Consider the following 18,791-nt stretch of genomic DNA (forward strand, 5'->3'; position numbering starts at 1 on the left):
GCTCGTGGAGATGCACGACGAATGGATCGCCTTCCCCCGCCGCTATCTCCCCATCGACAGCATGGACAGGCTCTACCCCCAGAACAAAGATCAGATCGATCCGGCTACACCACGACAGGGGACATGACCGTGAGAAAGATCGCCCGCGACGAGCTGGGTCTCGAACAGATGCATCGGCGGCCCGCGGAAGCGAGGGCTGGAGGACTTCTACAGCCGACTCGGATGGCGCGAGGTTGGTCGCCGGCCCGGGGCACTTCGCTTCACGCCCGACGACACCCGGGACGAGGTCCCCCAGCCCTGGCGGCTGTCTACGGCACGGCGAGGACCGGCATCCACGGCCGGTCGACGGCGTCGCCGATGTCCCGGCCGACCGCGCCCTCGGGGATCTTGGCCCAGGCGTGCGCGGCGTCCGGGAGGAACCTGGCACCGAGCACCCACCGGGCCCGGCGACCGGTCAGCGCGGTCGCGATGACGGTGGCGAGGCTGACCTCCATGCAGGCGACACGTCCCGGCCACCAGGAGGGAATCACCGCCAGCACCGCCGTATAGAGGGCTGCGAGGCGGACAAGGCGCGCATACGGCAGGCCGCGCAGGGTACGGACGGCGGCGATCTGCCAGCGCAGCGGCCACCGGCTCATCGCCACCGCCTCCTCCTCCGGGTCGGGCGGGCGGTGCCGCCGAGTACGCCAGCGGCCACCAGGTTGTCGACGAACGCGGTGATCTGCTCGCCGACCGTCCGCGGGTCCTGGCCGGTGGGGACAGCGATCTCGTCGGCGAGTCCGGCGGTGCCGCCTCGGACGGTGACGGCGTGCCAGATCTTCGAGGCCTCCGGATCGAGCATGAGCCATGTACCCCGCCGGATGTCGAGCACCGCCGTGCCGTATGGGCCCGTGGCCTGGTGGACGTGAGGTGCGGGGGTCAGCACGCCGCCACCTCCTTGCCGACCGTCTGGCCGGTCAGCCACCAGCACGTCACGATCAGCTGGTGCAGGTCGGCGATCACCGTGGCGTTCTGGCCCCGGGCCGCTTGCGCGAGCGCGGCGCGGACGGCCGCGGGGTCGATGAACCCGCCGGCCGCGAGCGGACTCGACGCGATCAGCTCGTCGAGCAGGCCCTGGNCACCTCCTTGCCGACCGTCTGGCCGGTCAGCCACCAGCACGTCACGATCAGCTGGTGCAGGTCGGCGATCACCGTGGCGTTCTGGCCCCGGGCCGCTTGCGCGAGCGCGGCGCGGACGGCCGCGGGGTCGATGAACCCGCCGGCCGCGAGCGGACTCGACGCGATCAGCTCGTCGAGCAGGCCCTGGTGTCGGGCGAGTCCGGCGATGCGCTGGGCGGTGAACGATCCCTTCGAGCGGCGCGAGGTCAACCAGTCCGGGAGCTGCGGCAGTGCGGCCCGCAGCAGGGGCTTGTATGCCACGAGGCCGCGCCGGGCTAGGGCCGGGACGGCGAACGCGGCCCGGACGACCTCGTTGTCCAGGTAGGGGTACACCGGCGTCACGCCGAGCGTCTCGGCGTACGGGGTCCAGCCGCGGGCGGAGGCGCCAACCGACCGGAGGGCGGCCCACTGGTCGAACTCGTCCGCGTACTCCGGCTGCTGGTCGCGGGCGGCCTGCCGCAGCAGCGCGGCGACTTCGTGGCGTCCCTCGGCTGTGAGCCAGGAGGCCCCGGCTCCGAGGCGGCNACCGACCGGAGGGCGGCCCACTGGTCGAACTCGTCCGCGTACTCCGGCTGCTGGTCGCGGGCGGCCTGCCGCAGCAGCGCGGCGACTTCGTGGCGTCCCTCGGCTGTGAGCCAGGAGGCCCCGGCTCCGAGGCGGCGCCACGACCATCCGCCCACGGCGGCCTGCGGCGTGACGGGCCCGCGCTTCAGCGCGTTGGCGGCTTGTTCGAGGGTGCCGGTCCGGCCGAGGTCGGCGGCCTGTTTGAGGGCCTTCCAGTAGGGGCCGGGTGCGGTGTTGCGCAGGCGGGCGAACGCGACGACTTGGCGGTGGGCCTCGCGGCGGCGGCCCTCCTGGAGGAGGCGGACCCAGCAGGAGCTGGAGGCGTCGAGCACGATGTCTCCGCCGTGGCCGGTCAGGTGCAGCGGCAGCCCTCGTACGGGGTGCAGGTAGGCGGTGTCCATGGCGTACATCGCGGCCTCCAGCACCGGCTCCCTCCCGGTCGGCTGCCCGGGCGGGAATGAGAACGGCAGCTGCTCGTCGCTTCCGGTGGCGACCGTGTGCCGCGTGCCGGTGTGTTCGGCGACGCGGGCGGCGAAGGCCATGTCCTCGCCGCTGGTGTAGCCGTCGGTGTACGTGACCGCGTGCACGGTCCCGACGCCGGCGGCGAGCATGACGGCCGCGGAGGAGTCCAGTCCGCCGGACAGATCCGCCCCCACCACACCGTCGGCGGCGCGGACCCGGTGCTGGACGGCGTCGGTGAGGACGCGGCCGAACTGCTCGGCGCCTTCGCGCAGCTCGTCCACGGGCTCGACGTCCGCGATGTCGACGAGCCGCGGTGGCGCCCCGGGCGCGAGCAGCAGCCCGAACCCGCCGGGCACCTGCCGGATCTGCTCGTACGGGCTGCGGTGCGGCCAGTGGTGTTCCCCCGCCGCCAGCCGGGCCGCCAGCAATGGCACGTCCGGCACGAGCGGACGCTCGAGCAGGCGGGCCTCGGTCGCCCACGCCGCCCCTTCGTCTCTTCGCAGTGTGTAGTAGACGGCCCGGATGCCGGCGAGGTCTCCGCACACGAAGTGCTGCCGCCCGTCGCTCGCGACCACCCAGTACGAGCCGGGCCACCGGGTCAGCTGCGGCCACCGGCCCGCCCGCACAGCCGGAAGCACGCCGCGCAGCTCCTGTTCTGTGGCCGGGCAGTCACCCACCATTGCGAGCGCCACTGGCCCTTCGGCGGCCACACGTACTCGCGCGGCCGGAGCCCGGCGTACACCGTCGAGCCCGTCGATCTCGGTTCCGTGCGCGGCGGCGGTGCCGCCGCCCATCCACTCCCGTTCCATCTGTTCGCCTCCCCTTCAGACGCGCCCGGGGGCCGGCCGTCGTACGGCCGGCCCCCGGGGTGCTCGGTGGTGTCCTGGGCGTGTCAGCCCTCGAAGTAATTGGACTTGTCCGAGTCGTTGAACGTCTGGCGGCCCAGGGTGAGGGTCGACACCGGGTGGGTGCTGAGCTGCGGCGCGAAGCCGCCGGTGCTCGGTGCCGCGGCGGGGGCGTCCTCAATGACGGGGCTCGTGGGCGTGGATGCTCTGCTCGGCCATGGCCGGTCTCCCTTGTCTCGGTGGATGCTTCCGGTGGTGCTGCCTCTATGTCACCGCGATCGAAGATCCGTTCCCAGAGACGGAGTTGGGGACTTGCTGGGAGTGGATCTGGGAGGAAGCTGGGACGCGGATGGGACGTCAGCTTCCGAGGAGGCCGAGGACGGCCCGCCGGTAGACGGCGTACACCGTGGGGAGTTCGGCCAGGTGGGCGCGCTCGTCGATGCCATGCAGCCCTTCGTACGGCACCCCGAAGCCGGCCGTGGCCGCGATGCCCTCCCCGGCGAGCAGGTTGCCGATGTTCGACGGGCCCGCGGTCTTCGCCGTGACCGTGAGGCCCGCCTCGGCGGCGGCGCCGAGGAGGGCGGCAGCAGGCTGCTCGCGCTCGGCGAGGCGGAACGGCGGCCACGCGGCGACCGGTGTGACCTCGGTGGGCGCCGGGGCGGGCAGCTCCGCGTCGAGCTCGGCGACGGCCTTGCGGATGAGGGTCTCGGCATCGTGCGCGTCGAAGCCGGGGGTGGTGCGGACGTCCACGTTGATGTCGACCCGGTCGGGCGTGACGGAGAAGCCCTGGCCGCCGTGGAAGGCAGTGACCGACAGCTTCGGCGGCAGCGGGAAGCCCGAGCCGTCGTCCACGCCAGGCAGTTCGGCCGTGTCCAGGAGCCGTACGAGGTGGGCGGCGCGGGAGATCGCGCCGACCACGGTCTTGCTGGAGCCGGAGTGTCCGGAGGGCGCGTGCACGATGATCGTGGCCCGCCACAGGCCCCGGCCGCCAACCACGACCTCGTCCAGGCCCGGGTAGCCGATCATCACCCCGGCGGGGCGGGCCGCGTGCCGGTCGGCGAGGTAGGCGCGGGCGCCGCCGAAGCCGCCGGTGTGCTCGTCGACGTCCAGGAGCACGGCGAGCCCGCCGACCAGGTCGGCGGCGCGGGGCGCGAGGTCGGCGGCGATGTGGCAGAACATCGAGGCGGCGAGCTTGGAGTCGGCCGCGCCCCGGCCGCGCAGCCAGCCGTCCACGATGTCGCCGCAGGCCGGCGGGAAGGACCAGGCGGTCTCGTCGCCGTACGGGGCGGTGTCCACGCACGCGTCCAGCGTCCACCAGGGGCCCGGACGTCCGCCGGGGATCTCGACCAGCAGCCCCACCAGGGTGCCCGCCGCGTCGTGCAGGCGACGGTGCGGCACCGCGCGGGCGGCGAGCCAGTCCTCCAGCACGCCAAGTACGGGCCCGTAGTCGTCGATCCCCGCCCGGCTCGGACGGCGGATCAGCTCGCTCGCCAGCTCGACCACGGACGCCGTACGGGCCTCGCCCGCCTGCGACAAGTTCTCGCTCACGCCTCTCCCCACCACGTCAGTCGTGCCGTACCGGCAGTGCGCGGACAGCTTCAATCGTCTCCACCGGCCGCGCCGAGGCGCACGCCTCCCGCCCATGGTGGACCAGGCCCACCGCCGCCTCGCGACCGAGTAAGACGCCGCAGTCGAACCCCTCGGCCCCGTGGAAGGACGGCAGCGGCACCACGGCGGCGGTCTCGGAGGCGACAAAGAACCGTTCCAACGCCTCGGTGGGCTCCACCATCCCGATGTGCAGCGTCTTGATGCCGTTGCGGCGCGCGGACGGATCGCGCAGCTCCAGCAGCCGCAGCAGGTGATCAGCGAGCGCCCGGTGCCGCGGAGGCCCGTACAGCACGCGGTAGTGGACCAGGTCCGGCTGCTGAGCCACGGCCGTCTCGATCGCCGCCAGATACGCCTTCTCCCGCGACCGGGAACCTGTGACGACCAGCTGCTCGCGCGCCCCGGCGACGACGTCGACCATCGCCTCGACCAAGTCGGTCCAGCGGGTCAGAACCTTGACCACCACGGCGGTGCCGGAGGTCTCCAGCACGCTCGTGGCCGCCCCGTCCTGGTGGGCGAACAGCACCTCCGGCCGCTCGCGATACAGCTGACACAGACCAGCCCGGTTCCGTTTGCCCGTACGGCGCCGACCGGACTCCCATGCACTCATCAGGCTCGCGTCCGTCGCCCCGCCCGTGATCTTGTTCAGCGCGTCGGCCACCTCCTCCAGCGTCATGTTCAGCGCGAGCCGGGCCCGCTTGAGCGTCGAGTCCGTACTGCTGACTGCGGCCACGGACACCGCCCCCTCCCCATCCATCGGCAGTACCCGCAGTCTGCCCCGCCCGCAGGCGGTTCAGCGCGGCCCACCCTGGGTGCCTGGGCCCCTGCCTCAGTGTCAGGAATCGACGCTGCGCCGGCCGACCGCGCCAGCAGCGCTGGAGACGCTCCCGCCTCGAGGACCTGGCCGCCCGCCGGTCCTCGACGCCCTGACCACAACGCACCGAACCGCGTCACACGCGGGATACCGTAAGACCGCGGCCTCTAGTTTAAGGGATCGACGAACTCCCGGCGGGCCAGACGCCGCACGATGGCCGGCATGGAGAGGCCAGCCACCCCTCCGCCGCGAAACCGCACGGCTTCGCGGCACCGGCCATCGGGACCGTTTCCTCTCCCAACGCTGCGGCTGTTGCCGGAACGGGCTCAGCCGCTGAGCGATCCCGGCCGTCGGCGGTGTGTAGGTGGTCATGCTGGACCATTCCGCCGGATCTCGGGGCCACGGCGATGATGACAGCGACAGGTCAGCTACTCCTCGGTGCAGGACGGCGGGGGCTTGGCCCGGGGCGGTCTCCATCGCCACCTTCGGCGTCACCTCCGATCAGGCTCTGTCCGGCGTCGTAAGCGGGCTGCCTGCCTCACTCTTTCTCGGTCGTCTCAGGCCGGCCGCCGGTCAGAGCGCGGCGAAGGTCTGCGACGGCTGGGGCGCCGTCGGTGGTGCCGTCGGCGTGGCGGTAGAGCCGGCAGGACAGGCCCGGTTCAGCGCGGTCGTGGGCGAACGGATCGATGCCGTCCAGGAGGACGGTGGGCGAACCCGTCATCCGCTGCCGGGCGGCCGCGTCCGCATCGTTCACCTCGATCCATTCCACCGGCGTCGTCCGGCCTTCGAGGGCCTGGGTTATCCGTTCGCGCACGAGCGGGGCGTTCGGGCAGTCGGGCACGGTCAGCACCGTGATGCGTGTCGTCGTCTCCGGCTGGTTTATGACGGCCCCCTTCCCGATGGTTCCTCGCCTGCGTTCTGGACGGTAGACCTTCCAGTGCACTGGAAGGTCAAGGTCTAGCCTGGAGGTATGCGCATCGGCGACCTCGCCGCCGTCAGCGGCGTGACGGCCAGAACCCTCCGCTTCTACGAGCAGGCCGGGCTGCTGCCCGCCCCACCCCGTACCGCGGGCGGCTACCGTGACTTCCCCGAGCAGGCGGTGCAGCTGCTGGCGTTCATCCGCGACGCCCAGGGTGCGGGGCTGAGCCTGGCCGAGATCCGTTCCGTGCTCGCCCTGCGCGACGCCGGCGCGTCCCCCTGCGCCCATGTCACCGCGCTCGTCGACCGGCACCTTGAGGACATCGACCGGCGCCTGGCCGAGCTCGAGGCCACGAAGGCGGTCCTGCGTACTCTGGCGGAGCGGGCCGCTGCGACCGATCCGGCCGACTGCACCGACGCCGAGGTATGCCGCATCCTCACGGGAGCGAACAGCATGCGCGGACGGTGAGCACCCTCACTGAAAGGGCCGGCCGGGCCCGCCTAGCGTGAAGGGCACGGGGCGCACGGGTGCCCGTTCACGGTGAGGAGCAAGGCCATGCTTCGAGCGGTGTGGAACGGCACGGTGATCGCGGAGACCCCGCGCACGGTGGTCGTTGAGGGCAACCACTACTTCCCGCCCGAGTCGCTGCACCGGCAGTACTTCACGGCGAGCAGGACCCGGTCGCTGTGCTTTTGGAAGGGGGTGGCCCACTACTACAACCTCGAGGTCGACGGGCTGACGAATCCGGATGCCGCCTGGCACTACCCCAAGCCCATCCCACTGGCCCGGAAGATCAAGGACCACGTGGCGTTCTGGCGGGGCGTACGGGTGGAGGGCACGCCGGAGCCGGACTCGTCGGCAGACAGCCGGCAGTGACGGAGGCGGGTCGGCGGCGGGTGAGGTGCCGGAGGGCGACGACGGCCTGCAGGGCTGCGGCCGGGCGCAGCAGGACGGGGCGTAGCCGCTCGGGCATAGCGCCACGGCGCAGTGCGAGGCCGGTGACGGTGACGATGGGAAGCACCCAGGCAGTGATGGCCGCCGCCCGTACGGTGCGGCTGGGTTCGTGGCGCAGAGTGAGCCACATCCAGAACGCGGCGTCAGCGAAGGTGTCGGCGTAATCGCCGAAGGGGGAGGTCGTGCCCTGGTGGCGTGCCAGGCGCCCGTCGGCGAGGTCGAGGCCGATCGCCAGCATCCCGCAGGCACGGCCGGCTCCGCCGGGCAGGGCTGGGATGTTGCCACGCAGCAGCGTCAGGACGTCGGCGGCGGTGAGGCGGGTGCGGCGCTCCAGCAGCCCCAGGTGCGAGGCGGCGAGGACCCAGCTGGCGGCAACCCAGCGCGGTCCGGGCCGCCTGCCAGCCGCCAGCGCGTACAGCACGCCGTGCAGGGCGGTGAGCTCGGCCAGCGCACTTGGCCGCCGGGCGGCCTGGCGCAGTGACCGGCGGGCAGCGCGCCCGAGGAAGCGTACGACGGCCGCCGGGGCGAGATGCGCTTCGCGCAGATCGCCCAGCAACACGTTCGTAGCGGCACGGCTGTCGGCGAGATCCGCTACGGACTCCACGCGCCTCCTCCTCCACAAGGTGATGACGCTGACAGTACGGGCCGACGCGACCGGAGGAAGGTGAGCGCGCTTACTGATCGCCCGGAATGCCCGGCTTAGCGTCGGTGAGAGGAGAACGGGACGGACGCATGGAGAGGTCTGGGCGATGGTGTGGATCGGTGCTCTTTCAGGGGTGCTGGTGGCGGGCACGGGCGCTGCGGCGGGGTATCTGGGGCTGGTGACCGGGGCGCTTCCGCTGGACGTGGGCGTCGGACGGCGCACCCGCCCGCTCGGGCCGCAGACGGTCGACGTCACGGCCCCGCGTGAGCTGGTGTTCGACGTCATCGCCCAGCCGTATCTGGGGCGTGCCACACGGGCGATGCGGGAGAAGGTGCTGGTGCTGGAGCGGGGTTCCGACATGGTGCTCGCCGCGCACCGTACCGCGGTCGCGGGCGGACGGCTGACGGCGACGACGGTGGAGACCGTGCGGTTCACCCGCCCGGAGCGGGTCGACTTCCGCCTCGTACGCGGGCCAGTGCCCGCCGTCACCGAGTCGTTCACCCTCACCGAACACGAATCCGGTACGCGACTGGTGTACAAGGGGGAGCTCACCACCGATCTGTGGCGAGCCGGTCAGTGGTGGGGCGGCCTTGTCGCCCCACGGTGGGAGGCGACCGTCGCTGCGTCGCTGGCCTCCGTCCGGCAGGAGGCCGAGCGGCGCGCGGCCCTGCCGTGAACGGCTCGCCGGACCGCGGCGGCCGATCGTTGGAGACAGGGTGCGGGTGGCGCATCCCGGTGCATCGCGCCGAAAGAAGGCAGTTGGTCATGGCCAAGAAGCGAAACTGCCCATCTGAACGGCAGCAGCCGTGGGGCACCGGCACGCTGATAGCGACTCGGGCGAGCGCGGGCTCCGGGACCCGGCCGGGCTGGTCCGGCGGGCCGGGACGCAGGAAGAGGCGGGGGCAGTGCCGGTCGGCTCGCTGGCACTGACGGATGCGGTCCCGTGCCGGGGTGCCCCGGGACCGGTGCGGGTGCGTGATCGTGTGGGCGACTGGCTGGTCAGGGCGCTCAAGGCCGCGGTGTTCTGCTGGCTTCCTCCTCCCCACAGCTGAACGCCCGGACATGGCAGTCGGCGTTGACCGGTCGACCGTGCGGACTGTCCTCAGCTCACGTGGTGGGCCGCGTGCATGCGTCAGTCGTGCCCCAGGTCGGTGAGGGCGTCCTCCACGGCGCGGTAGAAGGTGGGGTAGGCGAACATCATGTGGCGTAGCCGCTCGACGGGAATTTCGTTCTGCACGGCGATGGCCAGGCCGTAGAGAACTTCACCACCCGCCGGGCCGACGGAGGTGGCCCCGACCAGAACGCCGCGGTCGATGTCCTCGACGAGTTTGATCAGGCCATTGTTGCCGGCCTTGCGGATCCAGCCGCGTGCCGAGGACGGCACTCGCGCGATGCCCGTCCGTACACGCAGACCCTGCTCGCGGGCGGCGTGTTCGCTCAGGCCCACGGAGCCGACCTCGGGGTCGGTGAAGGTGACGCGGGGCAGGGCCTGGTAGTCGGCTTCAGGTCCTGGCCGGCCGAGGATGTCGCGAACGGCGATCTCTGCCTGGTACATCGCCACATGGGTGAACAGTCCTCGGCCGGTGACGTCGCCGACACCCCACACGCCCGGTGCAGCCCGCATCTGCCCGTCGACAGCCAGCGCGCGGGCGTCGGGATCGAGGCCGACGGTCTCCAGGCCGAGCCCGGCCAGTTGGGGTCGGCGTCCGGTGGCGACCAGCAGGTGCTGCCCGGCGATCTCCTCCCCGCTTTCCAGGGTGAGCCGGAAGGCGTGATCTACGTGCCGTACTCCGGTGGCGCGCGCTCCGGTGCGCACGGTGACGCTTTCCTCTGCCAGCACCTCGGCCAGCAGTGCGCCGACTTCGGGTTCTTCCGCGGGCAGCAGCCGCTCCATGGCCTCCACGACGGTCACCGCGGTGCCGAAGCGGGTGAACGCCTGTGCCAGCTCCACGCCGATCGCGCCGCCTCCGAGCAGGAGCAGCGAGGCGGGTGGCTCCTTGACCGAGATCGCCTGCCGGTTGGTCCAGTACGGCACGTCCTCCAGCCCGGGGACGGGCGGGATCTGCGGGCGGCTGCCGGTGGCCAGCACCACGGCGCGCCGGACGGCGAACATCTCGCCCTCGGCCTCCACACGGCCGGGTCCGGCCAGGCGGGCGCGGCTGCGGACGAAGCGCCCGCCCTTGCGGGTGAACCGGTCGACGGCCACCTGATCGTTCCAGTCGTCGGTGGCCTCGTCCCTGATCCGGGCGGCGACCGGCGTGAAGTCCGGGGTCACTTGAGAGTCTCCGGCCATGCCGGGCACCCGCCGCGCCTCGGCGAGGAGATTGCCGGCGCGGATCATCATCTTGCTCGGGATGCACGCCCAGTACGGGCACTCCCCGCCCACCAGTTCCGCTTCCACACCGACCACGTCCAGCCCTTCCTCGGCCAGCCGCTCGGCGACATGCTCCCCGCCGACGCCCATGCCGATCACCACCACGTCGACTTCCTGCACCCGCTTCATAAGAGGCCTCCCTGGTCAACCGCGCTCGAGGGTCTTGGTCATTGCGTATCCGGCGTATCAGGGACAACGGAAGGCGCTTGCGCCGCCGCGTTGCCGGTGTCACCCGCGTGACGGGTACGCCGCCCGGCCCGGCCGGTCCGCGAGGTGCCCCACACCAGCGTGCCGGTCAGCATCAGCAGGGTGAGCGGGTAGAAGACCGGGCGCAGCGGGATCAGGACCGGCAGGATCGCGGCGGCGGTGCTCGCGCCCAGGACGAGCAGGAACGTGGGTACGCAGCAGGCGAATCCGAGCAGGAACGCCGGGAGCACGCCCAGCAGCCGGGCGTAGCGGGTGCGACGGCAGGAGGCGGCTTGCCGGGCGGCGTGGGCGGCCACGGCGAGGTTGCAGCCGACGAGCGCCGCCACGACGGCGCCGAGCAGCAGGTTGACCGGGCTGAGGAGGATGGCGAGGTGGCTGGTGGGGTGCCAGGCGAGGACCGGCTCGAACAGATAGGGCGCGCGGACCTGAAGCAGCTGTCCGGGAGCGGTCTGGAGCACGGGGGCGCCGGTGAACCGGCCGGAGATCGAAACGGCGAGGTCCCCGATGGAGAACAGGTACACCAGCAGGGTGAGGCTCGCGGCGATCAGCGCCGTCCTGCGGTGGCGGCGTACGGCGAGGGCGGCACGCACCCGGCCGGGCGTGGTCTTGATCGCGACGGCAGCAGCGTCCCAGGCGTCGCCCGTCCTGGCGAGGGCGGTCAGCAGCCTGCTCATTGTCCGCACCTGGCCGTTGGGGTAGAACGCGTACCAGGCGAACCACATGGCGTCCAGGAAGTCCGCGGGCTCCCACCGCTCACCCTCTTGCTGGAAGACGCGGGCGGTGCCTAGCCCGTCGTCCCAGCGGGCCTCCACTGGCGTGCCGCCCACCTCGGCGCGCACGGTCCGGTGCGTGCGCACGAGGTCCTTGTCGATGGCGAGCCGCTCCTTGCCGACGCGGACGCCGATGACGACATCCTTGTCGGCGAAGCGGTCGCTGGAGGCGAGCACGGGGAAGATCGGCCTGCCCTTGGCGTAGTAGCCGCTGCGGTCCGGGAAGGAGTCGTAGGAGCCGTACGGGTCGCTGCCGTACGAGCGCAGTGCGCCGGTGTCGGTGGACAGCACCTCGGTGTCGGGGTGCGCGGTGCGCCACTGCTTCCATGTGGTCCACACCAGCGGGACGGTGTCCAGCTTCGTGCCCTTGAGCGGGCCGCTGACTGCCTGTCCGAGCAGCTGGGGCCACTGGGATCCGGTCTGCCGGTCGTACATCAGCAGGTTGGAGTTGACGAGCTTGCCGGTGGTGCCGAACGTCAGGTCCTGCACGCCGGGCGGGGCGGAGAAGGCGATGACCGTGCCGGTCAGCGGGCAGTAGGTGACCGCGAGCGGTTCGCCGCCGACGGTGTCGTTGACGATCTCGTGCCACACCAGCACCAGCTGCGGATAGGCCCTCACCTCACCTCGGTACTCCAGGCCGAAGACCGGATCGTCGTCGTCGAGGAAGCCGGCCTCGCCCGCCGCGACGAACCGAGGCTTGTCGATGGAAGGGATGCCGTCCTTGCCCGGCCCGCCGGACACGGCGGCGCCGGCGAGCGCCTCCAGCGACGGATCCTGGCCCGGCTGTATGGCCGTCACCGGGTCGGAGGGCTCGTCGGAGGCCAGTTTCCCGCCGAGGATCGCCCCGCCCGCGAGCACCAGGCTGATGGCGCAGACGACGGCCCCGCCCTTGAGGGCCTGCCGCCGCAACGGGCGAGGGCGTTTCCGATCGTTCTGGCCGTTCACCTGGCACCTCCCGAACCCCCTGGGGTTCGTACTGCCGATCGTGCCCCGTGTCGGGCGGCGCTTCGGTGAGCGCGCTTACAGTTCTCCCCCGCCTTGGCGGCCTACGGTCGGATCATGGTGCTGCGGATCGTGCTCGGGACGGTGTACACGGCGATGGCGATCGGCCAGCTCGCCGCCTTCGGGCACATGCCCGGGATTCTGGCCGCGTACGGGCTGGTGGACGGTGCCGCCGCGGCCGCGCTGGCCGCGGCGCTGATCGCGGGGGAGCTGGTGTGCGGGGTCTGGTTCCTGGCCCGCCCGCGGTCGAAGGCCCTGGTGCCGGTGTGGGTGTACACGGGGGTATCGGTGGTGTGGACGGTGCTGGCCGTGCAGGCGTACGCGCGGGGCCTGGCGGTGGACAACTGCGGCTGCTTCGGCATCTACCTCACGCAGCGGCTGAGCTGGTTCGTGCTGCTGCAGGACGCCCTGACACTGCTCTACGCGGGCATCCTGATCCGCTCCGCCCGCCGGTCGCCCGCCCCGCTGCCCTCCGACGAAGGGGAGGAGACGAGCCGTGAAGCCCGCATCCCGTGAACGGTCCGGTCTCGGCGGCATCGCGGCGGTCGTAGGCGCCGGGCTGGTGATGGTGGTGTGCTGCGCGGGACTGCTACTTGCGGCCGGCGGTGCACTCGGCACTGCCGGAGGTGCCCTGGCCAATCCGTGGCTGATCACCGTCGGTGCGGTGGTGGTGCTCGCAGGCACCGGCTACGGCCTGCGCAGCCGGGGCGCCGGGCTGGAGGAGTTCTGCACGACCGTCCCGGCCGGCCCCCAGCCACACGAGAAAGTCGATCCGGGCGGCGACGTCCGCTGAACGCAAGCCCCCATGGAAGAGGAGTTCTGCGATGACGCAGGCACCGGCGCCGAGGCGCAAGGCGGACCGGGACGAGGTGTTCGTGGAGTTCACCAAGTCGATCTGTCCGCTGTGCAAGACACCCGTCGACGCGCAGGTCAACATCCGCGCGGACAAGGTGTATCTGCGTAAACGCTGCCGTGAGCACGGCGAGTTCGAGGCGCTCGTGTACGGGGACGCGGAGGAGTATCTGTCCTCGGCACGGTTCAACAAGCCCGGCACGATCCCCCTCACCTTCCAGACCGAGGTGAAGGACGGCTGCCCCTCGGACTGCGGGCTGTGCCCCGAGCACAAGCAGCACGCCTGCCTTGGCATCATCGAGGTCAACACCGGCTGCAACCTGGACTGCCCGATCTGCTTCGCCGACTCCGGCCACCAGAGCGACGGCTACTCGATCACCCATGAGCAGTGCGCGACCATGCTCGACGCATTCGTCGCCTCCGAGGGCGAGGCGGAGGTGGTGATGTTCTCCGGTGGAGAGCCCACCATCCACAAGCACGTCTTGGACTTCATCGACCTCGCCCAGGCCCGCCCGATCAAGAACGTCAACCTCAACACCAACGGCATCCGCCTGGCCAACGACAAGAACTTCGTCGCCGAGCTCGGCAAGCGCAATCAGATACCGGGCCGCTCGGTGAACGTCTATCTCCAGTTCGACGGCTTCGACGAGCGCACCCATCTGGAGATCCGGGGCCGGGACCTGCGCGCCTTCAAGCAGCGGGCGCTCGACAACTGCGCGGAGGCCGGGCTGACCGTCACCCTGGTCGCGGCGGTCGAGCGTGGCCTCAATGAGCACGAACTCGGGGCGATCATCGAGTACGGCATCGACCATCCCGCCGTACGGTCCGTGGCGTTCCAGCCGGTCACCCACTCGGGCCGGCACGTGGAGTTCGACCCGCTTCAGCGGCTCACCAACCCCGACGTCATCCGGCTGATCAACGCCCAGCGCCCCGACTGGTTCGCCAAGAGCGACTTCTTCCCCGTACCGTGTTGCTTCCCGACCTGCCGCTCCATCACCTACCTGCTGGTGGACGGCGAACCGGGCAACCGCACCGTCGTGCCGATCCCGCGGCTGCTGAACGTCGAGGACTACCTGGACTACGTCACCAACCGCGTCATGCCCGACACTGGCATCCGCGAGGCCCTGGAAAAGCTCTGGTCAGCCTCCGCGTTCATGGGGACCGAGACGACCGAGGAGAAGCTGCGGGCCACCGCCGAGGCCCTGGACTGCGCGGACGCCTGCGGCATCGACCTGCCCGAGGCCGTCAAGCAGCTGAGTGACAAGGCGTTCATGATCGTCGTGCAGGACTTCCAGGACCCCTACACCCTCAACGTCAAGCAGCTGATGAAGTGCTGCGTGGAGGAGATCACCCCCGACGGTCGCCTGATCCCGTTCTGCGCGTACAACTCCGTCGGCTACCGCGAGCAGGTCCGCGAGCAGATGTCCGGCGTCCCCGTCGCCCCGGTCGCCCCGAACGCCTTGCCCCTGGTCGGCCGCTTGACGACGACCCCGTACGGCTCGAAGACCACCTGCACCGAGAGCGAGGAGCGTCAGCCGTGACCCACGAGGAGATCAAGTCCTGTTGCGCGGACGCCTACTCCAGGGACATCGTCGCGATGCTGCTCGGGGACTCCTACCACCCTGGCGGCACCGCCCTGACGCGCCGCCTCGCCGACCGTCTCGCGCTCGCCCAGGGCATGCGGGTCCTGGACGTGGCCTCGGGCCGTGGCACGACCGCACTGCTGCTCGCCGACGCCTACGGGGTGCGGGCGGACGGCATCGACTACGCGCCAGCCAACACCGCGCTCGCCCAGGGCGCCGCCGAGGCCACCGGACTGGCCGACCAGGTCGTCTTCACCACCGGCGACGCCGAGCACCTGCCCTACGACAACGCGGTATTCGACGCGGTGGTGTGCGAGTGCGCGCTGTGCACCTTCCCCGACAAGGCCCGGGCCGCAGCCGAGTTCGCCCGCGTCCTGAAGCCCGGCGGACGCCTCGGCATCGCCGACGTCACCGCCGACACCGACCGTCTCCCGCCCGAGCTGCGCGGACTGAGTGCCCGCATCGGCTGCATCGCCGACGCCCGCCCCTTGGGGGCGTACGCCGAGATCCTCACCTTTGCCGGGCTGCGCACCCTCACCACGGAACGCCATGACGAGGCGATGATCCGCATGATCGACCAGGTCCAGGCCCGCCTAGACCTGCTGCGTATCACCGCCCCGGACCGCCTTGCCGACGCCGGCTTCGACCTGGACGCGGCCCCGGCAGTCCTGGACGCGGCCCGCGCCGCCGTCACCGACGGCGTCCTCGGCTACGCCCTGCTGACCGCCGTGAAGTCTCACCCTGACGGCCCTGGCGTTCTACCCCCGGGTACGTAAGCCTCCTCACATACCTGCATGTGCCCTGCGTCCTAGCGTCAGCGACGAGAACGGAAAGTCACCGAACGAGGGAGGACGATCACCACGGCCACCACCGTGCAGGCATCCCCGAAGACAGCCGCGATCCCGATGTACGCGGTGTGGGGCACCGCGGCCGGGCTCGTCGGAGGCGTCGGGATGGGCATCTGGACGTCGGTGTCCCGCCCCGTGATGGACACGGCCATGATCACCATGGTCGCGGGGCTCCTCGGCTCCGCCAACGCCTTCGCGGGCTGGCTGATCCACCTGGCCATCGCCACCTTCGGCGTGCTGTTGGGGCAGTTCGCCCAGCGCCTCGCGCCCCGCGGCCGTTCTCGGCCTCGCCTACGGCGCGGTGTGGTGGACCGTCGGCACCCTGTGGATCATGCCCGCCAACATGGGCATGCCCGTCTTCGAGTGGAACGACGTCACATCCTCCAGCCTCGACGCCCACCTCGTCTTCGGCCTGCTCGCCGCAGCCGCGTTCGCGTCCATCGCCCAAGCGATGGGCCAGCACACCGGCCCGGCCCGCCGATGAACAGCCAGGCTCCCGCGTCAACCCCCGGCCCCACCACCCCACCACCGGGCACGGCACCGCGCCGCATTGCCATCGACGGCGCGGCGGTGCCCTACTGTCTGGCCAGCAGCGCCGAGGCGCTGGCCAGCCCGGCATGGGGCACCGCACCCCCACCATGGGCCCCGGGACGACGCGAGGAGACGCACCACATGGACCACAGCGCATCGGACGACGGCGCCGAGCGGACCTGGTGCCTGGCCGAGGTCGACATCTTCTGCGACTTGAACGAAGCAGAGATGGAAGCCATCGCCGCCGCGGCACCGATGAAGACCTACCACGCGGGCGAGANGCCCGGCATGGGGCACCGCACCCCCACCATGGGCCCCGGGACGACGCGAGGAGACGCACCACATGGACCACAGCGCATCGGACGACGGCGCCGAGCGGACCTGGTGCCTGGCCGAGGTCGACATCTTCTGCGACTTGAACGAAGCAGAGATGGAAGCCATCGCCGCCGCGGCACCGATGAAGACCTACCACGCGGGCGAGATCCTCTACTCGCCCACCCAGCCCTCCGAGGTGCTGTTCATCCTCAAGAAGGGTCGGGTCCGCGTCTTCAGGGTCTCCGCCGACGGACGCGCGCTGACCACCGCGATCATCTCCCCGGGCACCATCTTCGGCGAGATGGTCCTGCTCGGCCAGCACATGTACGACAACTACGCCGAAGCCCTCGACGACACCGTCGTATGCGTCATGAGCCGCGCGGACATCCACAAGTTCCTGCTCTCGGACGCCCGGATCGCCGCCCGAATCACCGCGATCCTCGGCCGTCGCCTGGCCGACCTCGAGCAGCGGCTGTCCGACAGCGTCTTCAAGACCGTCGCCCAGCGCGTCGCCACCACCCTGACCACCCTCACCAGCGCCCAGCCCCCGGCAGGCCTCCTGCGGCCGGTTGGACGGCACCGGCAGATCGCCCTGACCCACGAACAGCGCGCCGCCCTCGCCGGCACCTCCCGCGAAACCTGCACCAAGGTGCTGCGCGACTACGCCGACCACGGTCTGCTGAGCCTGGCTCGCGGACGCATCACCGTCCTCGACCCNCGCCGCCCTCGCCGGCACCTCCCGCGAAACCTGCACCAAGGTGCTGCGCGACTACGCCGACCACGGTCTGCTGAGCCTGGCTCGCGGACGCATCACCGTCCTCGACCCCGAACGGCTCAGGGATGCTGCGGGCTGACGTCACCACACCGTAACGAGTTGCCCCGCGATTGATCTGGCGTGAGGCGGGTGATGGTGTCGCGCCCGCCCGATCGCCGTCCTGGCAGGATGGCGGCATGGAACGAGTACTTGGAATTGGTGGCTACTTCGTACGGGCTGCCGACCCGGAAGCCCTGAACGCGTGGTATCGCGACTGCCTGGGCCTGGACGCCGACGAGCACGGCTTGTGGCGTCAGGCGGCCGGGCCGACGGTGTTCGCGACGTTCGAGTCCGAGACCGACTACTTCGGGTCCCGCACCCAGCAGACCATGCTCAACTTCCGGGTCCGCGACCTGGACGCGATGCTCGCGCAGCTATGTGCCCAGGGAGCGGACGTGTCCGAGGACACCCAGGACATGGAGGGTATCGGCCGGTTCGGCTGGGTAACCGATCCCGAGGGCAACCGGGTCGAGCTGTGGCAGCCCGCCTGACCGCGCCTTCAGACAGGCAGTGATGCGCAGGTAGACCACTATGTTGTCCAGGCGTGAACCTTGGTCAGGCCCGCGCAGCCACGTCCCACTACGCCTTCTGCGGTCTGTCGACAGAGCACCTGGGTACCCTCACGGTCGAGCTCGCATCGCGCTGGGAAGCGCGATGCGAGTCCGAGCGTGACGAGCGGCGCGGGGGCTCGCGCCGCCGGAAGGCGGGGCCGGGCCGAAGTACGAGCTGGTCTTCGTCGACGGCCAACGAGTTCCCCGGCCAGGTCTCGGCCCCGCCGAAGAAGCCGAAGGGCACCGGCGACGACAACGGGCCGCTGACCGAGTACTACGGCTGGCGCGAGGCCAAGCGCCGCCAGTCCTCAGCCCGGATCTGTGTCGAGCACGCCAACGCCGAGCACCCCCAGCAGCGCCCGCTCCAGCGGTACACCGGGCGCTGCGAAACCTCCGGCGAAACCCACCGCGCTATCGCCGGCCTGGTCTCCGACCGCGCTACCCGCAGGCCCACCCGGCACAAGCCGAGCACCGAGCTCGTGCTTGTTCGCAGGATAGCCTGCTGAATCACCCACCAGCCGAACCACCGGGCCAACACGCCACACCATCAATCGCGGGGCAGCATGTAAGACCGCAACCCACAGCCCGCCCGGCCCGCCACCGCTACCTTTGCCACCGGCATCGACCCACAGGAGTCCTCCTGGCGCGCCGGCACCCTCCTCCCGGCCACCCTGGCTGGCGCCCTCCTCACCGTCACCGGATGCGGCTCCGAGGGCGGCTCCGTCTCCGCCGGCGACCCGGGGCTCCCCGTCGAAGGCGTCCTCCCCCGCTCAAACGCCCACCGCCCTGAACAGCAGCGGCAGCGGGGCCGAAGGGGCCACGGTGCCCGAGGCACTGAACTTCTCCGCGACCACCGTGGACGGAAAGCCGTTCGACGCGAAGACGCTCGCGGGCAAACCGGCGGTCTTGTGGTTCTGGGCGCCGTGGTGCCCCACGTGCAAGGGGCAGGCCGCCGAGACGGCGAAGGTCGCCGCCGACAAC

The 18,791-nt window shown here is 71.3% G+C and carries 23 protein-coding genes; 12 read left to right on the forward strand and 11 right to left on the reverse strand.

Features of this window, described 5'->3' with window-relative positions:
• Positions 1–308: 308 nt before the first annotated feature.
• From QCN29_RS35355 to QCN29_RS35385, 7 genes are all read right to left on the reverse strand, one after another.
• Positions 309–638 (reverse strand): lasso peptide biosynthesis protein, encoded by a 330-nt coding sequence (locus QCN29_RS35355; protein ID WP_279933317.1) that lies wholly within the window; start codon positions 636–638, stop codon positions 309–311.
• The gene (locus QCN29_RS35360; protein WP_279933318.1) at positions 635–925 is read right to left on the reverse strand and encodes a PqqD family protein; all 291 of its coding nucleotides are present in this window, start codon (positions 923–925) and stop codon (positions 635–637) included. Before QCN29_RS35360 ends, QCN29_RS35355 begins: the two co-directional genes overlap by 4 nt.
• A gap of 169 nt (positions 926–1,094) precedes the next feature.
• A complete protein-coding gene (locus QCN29_RS35365; RefSeq protein WP_279933319.1) occupies positions 1,095–1,499 on the reverse strand; it encodes an asparagine synthase-related protein in 405 nt (134 codons plus the stop codon).
• On the reverse strand, positions 1,496–2,992 hold the full coding sequence (locus QCN29_RS35370) for an asparagine synthase-related protein (protein WP_279933320.1): 1,497 nt from the start codon (positions 2,990–2,992) through the stop codon (positions 1,496–1,498). The genes QCN29_RS35365 and QCN29_RS35370 overlap by 4 nt, the downstream gene beginning before the upstream one ends.
• A 393-nt stretch (positions 2,993–3,385) precedes the next feature.
• Positions 3,386–4,576 carry a M20 family metallopeptidase gene (locus QCN29_RS35375; protein WP_279933321.1) on the reverse strand — a complete coding sequence of 397 codons (1,191 nt, stop codon included), beginning with the start codon at positions 4,574–4,576 and terminating at the stop codon, positions 3,386–3,388.
• A 16-nt stretch (positions 4,577–4,592) separates the two neighbouring features.
• Positions 4,593–5,372, reverse strand: a complete 780-nt coding sequence (locus QCN29_RS35380) for a helix-turn-helix transcriptional regulator (protein ID WP_279933322.1) — start codon at positions 5,370–5,372, stop codon at positions 4,593–4,595.
• A 613-nt stretch (positions 5,373–5,985) separates the two neighbouring features.
• Positions 5,986–6,288 carry a hypothetical protein gene (locus QCN29_RS35385; RefSeq protein WP_279933323.1) on the reverse strand — a complete coding sequence of 101 codons (303 nt, stop codon included), beginning with the start codon at positions 6,286–6,288 and terminating at the stop codon, positions 5,986–5,988.
• A 129-nt stretch (positions 6,289–6,417) separates the two neighbouring features.
• On the opposite strand from QCN29_RS35385, the gene QCN29_RS35390 reads away from it, so the two are divergent.
• Both QCN29_RS35390 and QCN29_RS35395 read left to right on the forward strand, forming a co-directional pair.
• Positions 6,418–6,834: a heavy metal-responsive transcriptional regulator gene (locus QCN29_RS35390; RefSeq protein ID WP_279933324.1), complete on the forward strand. Its 417-nt coding sequence runs from the start codon at positions 6,418–6,420 to the stop codon at positions 6,832–6,834.
• An 87-nt stretch (positions 6,835–6,921) separates the two neighbouring features.
• On the forward strand, positions 6,922–7,242 hold the full coding sequence (locus QCN29_RS35395) for a DUF427 domain-containing protein (RefSeq protein WP_279933326.1): 321 nt from the start codon (positions 6,922–6,924) through the stop codon (positions 7,240–7,242).
• Here the strand turns inward: QCN29_RS35395 and QCN29_RS35400 are convergent.
• Entirely contained in the window at positions 7,160–7,924 is a 765-nt protein-coding gene (locus tag QCN29_RS35400; protein WP_279933327.1) for a CDP-alcohol phosphatidyltransferase family protein, read from the reverse strand. The two genes, QCN29_RS35395 and QCN29_RS35400, sit on opposite strands and share 83 nt — an antisense overlap.
• 145 nt (positions 7,925–8,069) lie before the next feature.
• Here QCN29_RS35400 and QCN29_RS35405 point away from each other — a divergent pair, with 145 nt between their 5' ends.
• Positions 8,070–8,639: an SRPBCC family protein gene (locus QCN29_RS35405; RefSeq protein ID WP_279933328.1), complete on the forward strand. Its 570-nt coding sequence runs from the start codon at positions 8,070–8,072 to the stop codon at positions 8,637–8,639.
• A gap of 456 nt (positions 8,640–9,095) precedes the next feature.
• Here the strand turns inward: QCN29_RS35405 and QCN29_RS35410 are convergent, their stop codons facing one another.
• Positions 9,096–10,466 (reverse strand): dihydrolipoyl dehydrogenase family protein, encoded by a 1,371-nt coding sequence (locus QCN29_RS35410; RefSeq protein ID WP_279933329.1) that lies wholly within the window; start codon positions 10,464–10,466, stop codon positions 9,096–9,098.
• A 38-nt stretch (positions 10,467–10,504) separates the two neighbouring features.
• A complete protein-coding gene (locus QCN29_RS35415) occupies positions 10,505–12,259 on the reverse strand; it encodes a DUF3179 domain-containing protein (protein ID WP_279933330.1) in 1,755 nt (584 codons plus the stop codon).
• Positions 12,260–12,373: 114 nt separating this feature from the next.
• Between QCN29_RS35415 and QCN29_RS35420 the strand changes: the two genes are divergently transcribed.
• The 4 genes from QCN29_RS35420 to QCN29_RS35435 are packed head-to-tail and all read left to right on the forward strand — an operon-like array spanning position 12,374 to position 15,527.
• Positions 12,374–12,832: a MauE/DoxX family redox-associated membrane protein gene (locus QCN29_RS35420; protein ID WP_279933331.1), complete on the forward strand. Its 459-nt coding sequence runs from the start codon at positions 12,374–12,376 to the stop codon at positions 12,830–12,832.
• On the forward strand, positions 12,813–13,109 hold the full coding sequence (locus tag QCN29_RS35425; RefSeq protein ID WP_279933333.1) for a mercury transporter: 297 nt from the start codon (positions 12,813–12,815) through the stop codon (positions 13,107–13,109). Before QCN29_RS35420 ends, QCN29_RS35425 begins: the two co-directional genes overlap by 20 nt.
• 31 nt (positions 13,110–13,140) lie before the next feature.
• Positions 13,141–14,709, forward strand: a complete 1,569-nt coding sequence (locus tag QCN29_RS35430; protein ID WP_279933335.1) for a radical SAM protein — start codon at positions 13,141–13,143, stop codon at positions 14,707–14,709.
• The gene (locus QCN29_RS35435; RefSeq protein ID WP_279933337.1) at positions 14,706–15,527 is read left to right on the forward strand and encodes a class I SAM-dependent methyltransferase; all 822 of its coding nucleotides are present in this window, start codon (positions 14,706–14,708) and stop codon (positions 15,525–15,527) included. Before QCN29_RS35430 ends, QCN29_RS35435 begins: the two co-directional genes overlap by 4 nt.
• 38 nt (positions 15,528–15,565) lie before the next feature.
• Here the strand turns inward: QCN29_RS35435 and QCN29_RS35440 are convergent, their stop codons facing one another.
• A complete protein-coding gene (locus QCN29_RS35440; protein ID WP_279933339.1) occupies positions 15,566–15,820 on the reverse strand; it encodes a hypothetical protein in 255 nt (84 codons plus the stop codon).
• 110 nt (positions 15,821–15,930) lie between these two features.
• Between QCN29_RS35440 and QCN29_RS35445 the strand changes: the two genes are divergently transcribed.
• The 5 genes from QCN29_RS35445 to QCN29_RS35465 all read left to right on the forward strand — a co-directional run.
• Positions 15,931–16,083, forward strand: a complete 153-nt coding sequence (locus tag QCN29_RS35445) for a hypothetical protein (protein ID WP_279933341.1) — start codon at positions 15,931–15,933, stop codon at positions 16,081–16,083.
• A gap of 504 nt (positions 16,084–16,587) precedes the next feature.
• Entirely contained in the window at positions 16,588–17,334 is a 747-nt protein-coding gene (locus QCN29_RS37395) for a Crp/Fnr family transcriptional regulator (RefSeq protein ID WP_450170595.1), read from the forward strand.
• Between the two features lie 62 nt (positions 17,335–17,396).
• Positions 17,397–17,750 carry a VOC family protein gene (locus QCN29_RS35455; protein ID WP_279933344.1) on the forward strand — a complete coding sequence of 118 codons (354 nt, stop codon included), beginning with the start codon at positions 17,397–17,399 and terminating at the stop codon, positions 17,748–17,750.
• A gap of 53 nt (positions 17,751–17,803) precedes the next feature.
• Positions 17,804–18,316 carry a hypothetical protein gene (locus QCN29_RS35460; protein ID WP_279933346.1) on the forward strand — a complete coding sequence of 171 codons (513 nt, stop codon included), beginning with the start codon at positions 17,804–17,806 and terminating at the stop codon, positions 18,314–18,316.
• Positions 18,317–18,665: 349 nt separating this feature from the next.
• Positions 18,666–18,791: redoxin family protein (locus tag QCN29_RS35465; protein ID WP_279933348.1), on the forward strand; the 126-nt coding region annotated here is incomplete at its 3' end.

Origin of the sequence: Streptomyces chengmaiensis, from assembly GCF_029846775.1 — a bacterium.
GTDB classification, from domain to species: Bacteria; Actinomycetota; Actinomycetes; order Streptomycetales; family Streptomycetaceae; genus Streptomyces; species Streptomyces chengmaiensis.

What these genes read in the sequence shown, in the direction of transcription:
- QCN29_RS35355 (WP_279933317.1), bottom strand. Translation starts at nt 638, where the DNA reads ATGAGCCGGTGGCCGCTGCGCTGGCAGATCGCCGCCGTCCGTACCCTG.
- QCN29_RS35390 (WP_279933324.1), top strand. Translation starts at nt 6,418, where the DNA reads ATGCGCATCGGCGACCTCGCCGCCGTCAGCGGCGTGACGGCCAGAACC.
- QCN29_RS35395 (WP_279933326.1), top strand. Translation starts at nt 6,922, where the DNA reads ATGCTTCGAGCGGTGTGGAACGGCACGGTGATCGCGGAGACCCCGCGC.
- QCN29_RS35405 (WP_279933328.1), top strand. Translation starts at nt 8,070, where the DNA reads ATGGTGTGGATCGGTGCTCTTTCAGGGGTGCTGGTGGCGGGCACGGGC.
- QCN29_RS35410 (WP_279933329.1), bottom strand. Translation starts at nt 10,466, where the DNA reads ATGAAGCGGGTGCAGGAAGTCGACGTGGTGGTGATCGGCATGGGCGTC.
- QCN29_RS35420 (WP_279933331.1), top strand. Translation starts at nt 12,374, where the DNA reads ATGGTGCTGCGGATCGTGCTCGGGACGGTGTACACGGCGATGGCGATC.
- QCN29_RS35430 (WP_279933335.1), top strand. Translation starts at nt 13,141, where the DNA reads ATGACGCAGGCACCGGCGCCGAGGCGCAAGGCGGACCGGGACGAGGTG.
- QCN29_RS35440 (WP_279933339.1), bottom strand. Translation starts at nt 15,820, where the DNA reads ATGGCCAGGTGGATCAGCCAGCCCGCGAAGGCGTTGGCGGAGCCGAGG.
- QCN29_RS35445 (WP_279933341.1), top strand. Translation starts at nt 15,931, where the DNA reads ATGCCCGCCAACATGGGCATGCCCGTCTTCGAGTGGAACGACGTCACA.
- QCN29_RS35455 (WP_279933344.1), top strand. Translation starts at nt 17,397, where the DNA reads ATGGAACGAGTACTTGGAATTGGTGGCTACTTCGTACGGGCTGCCGAC.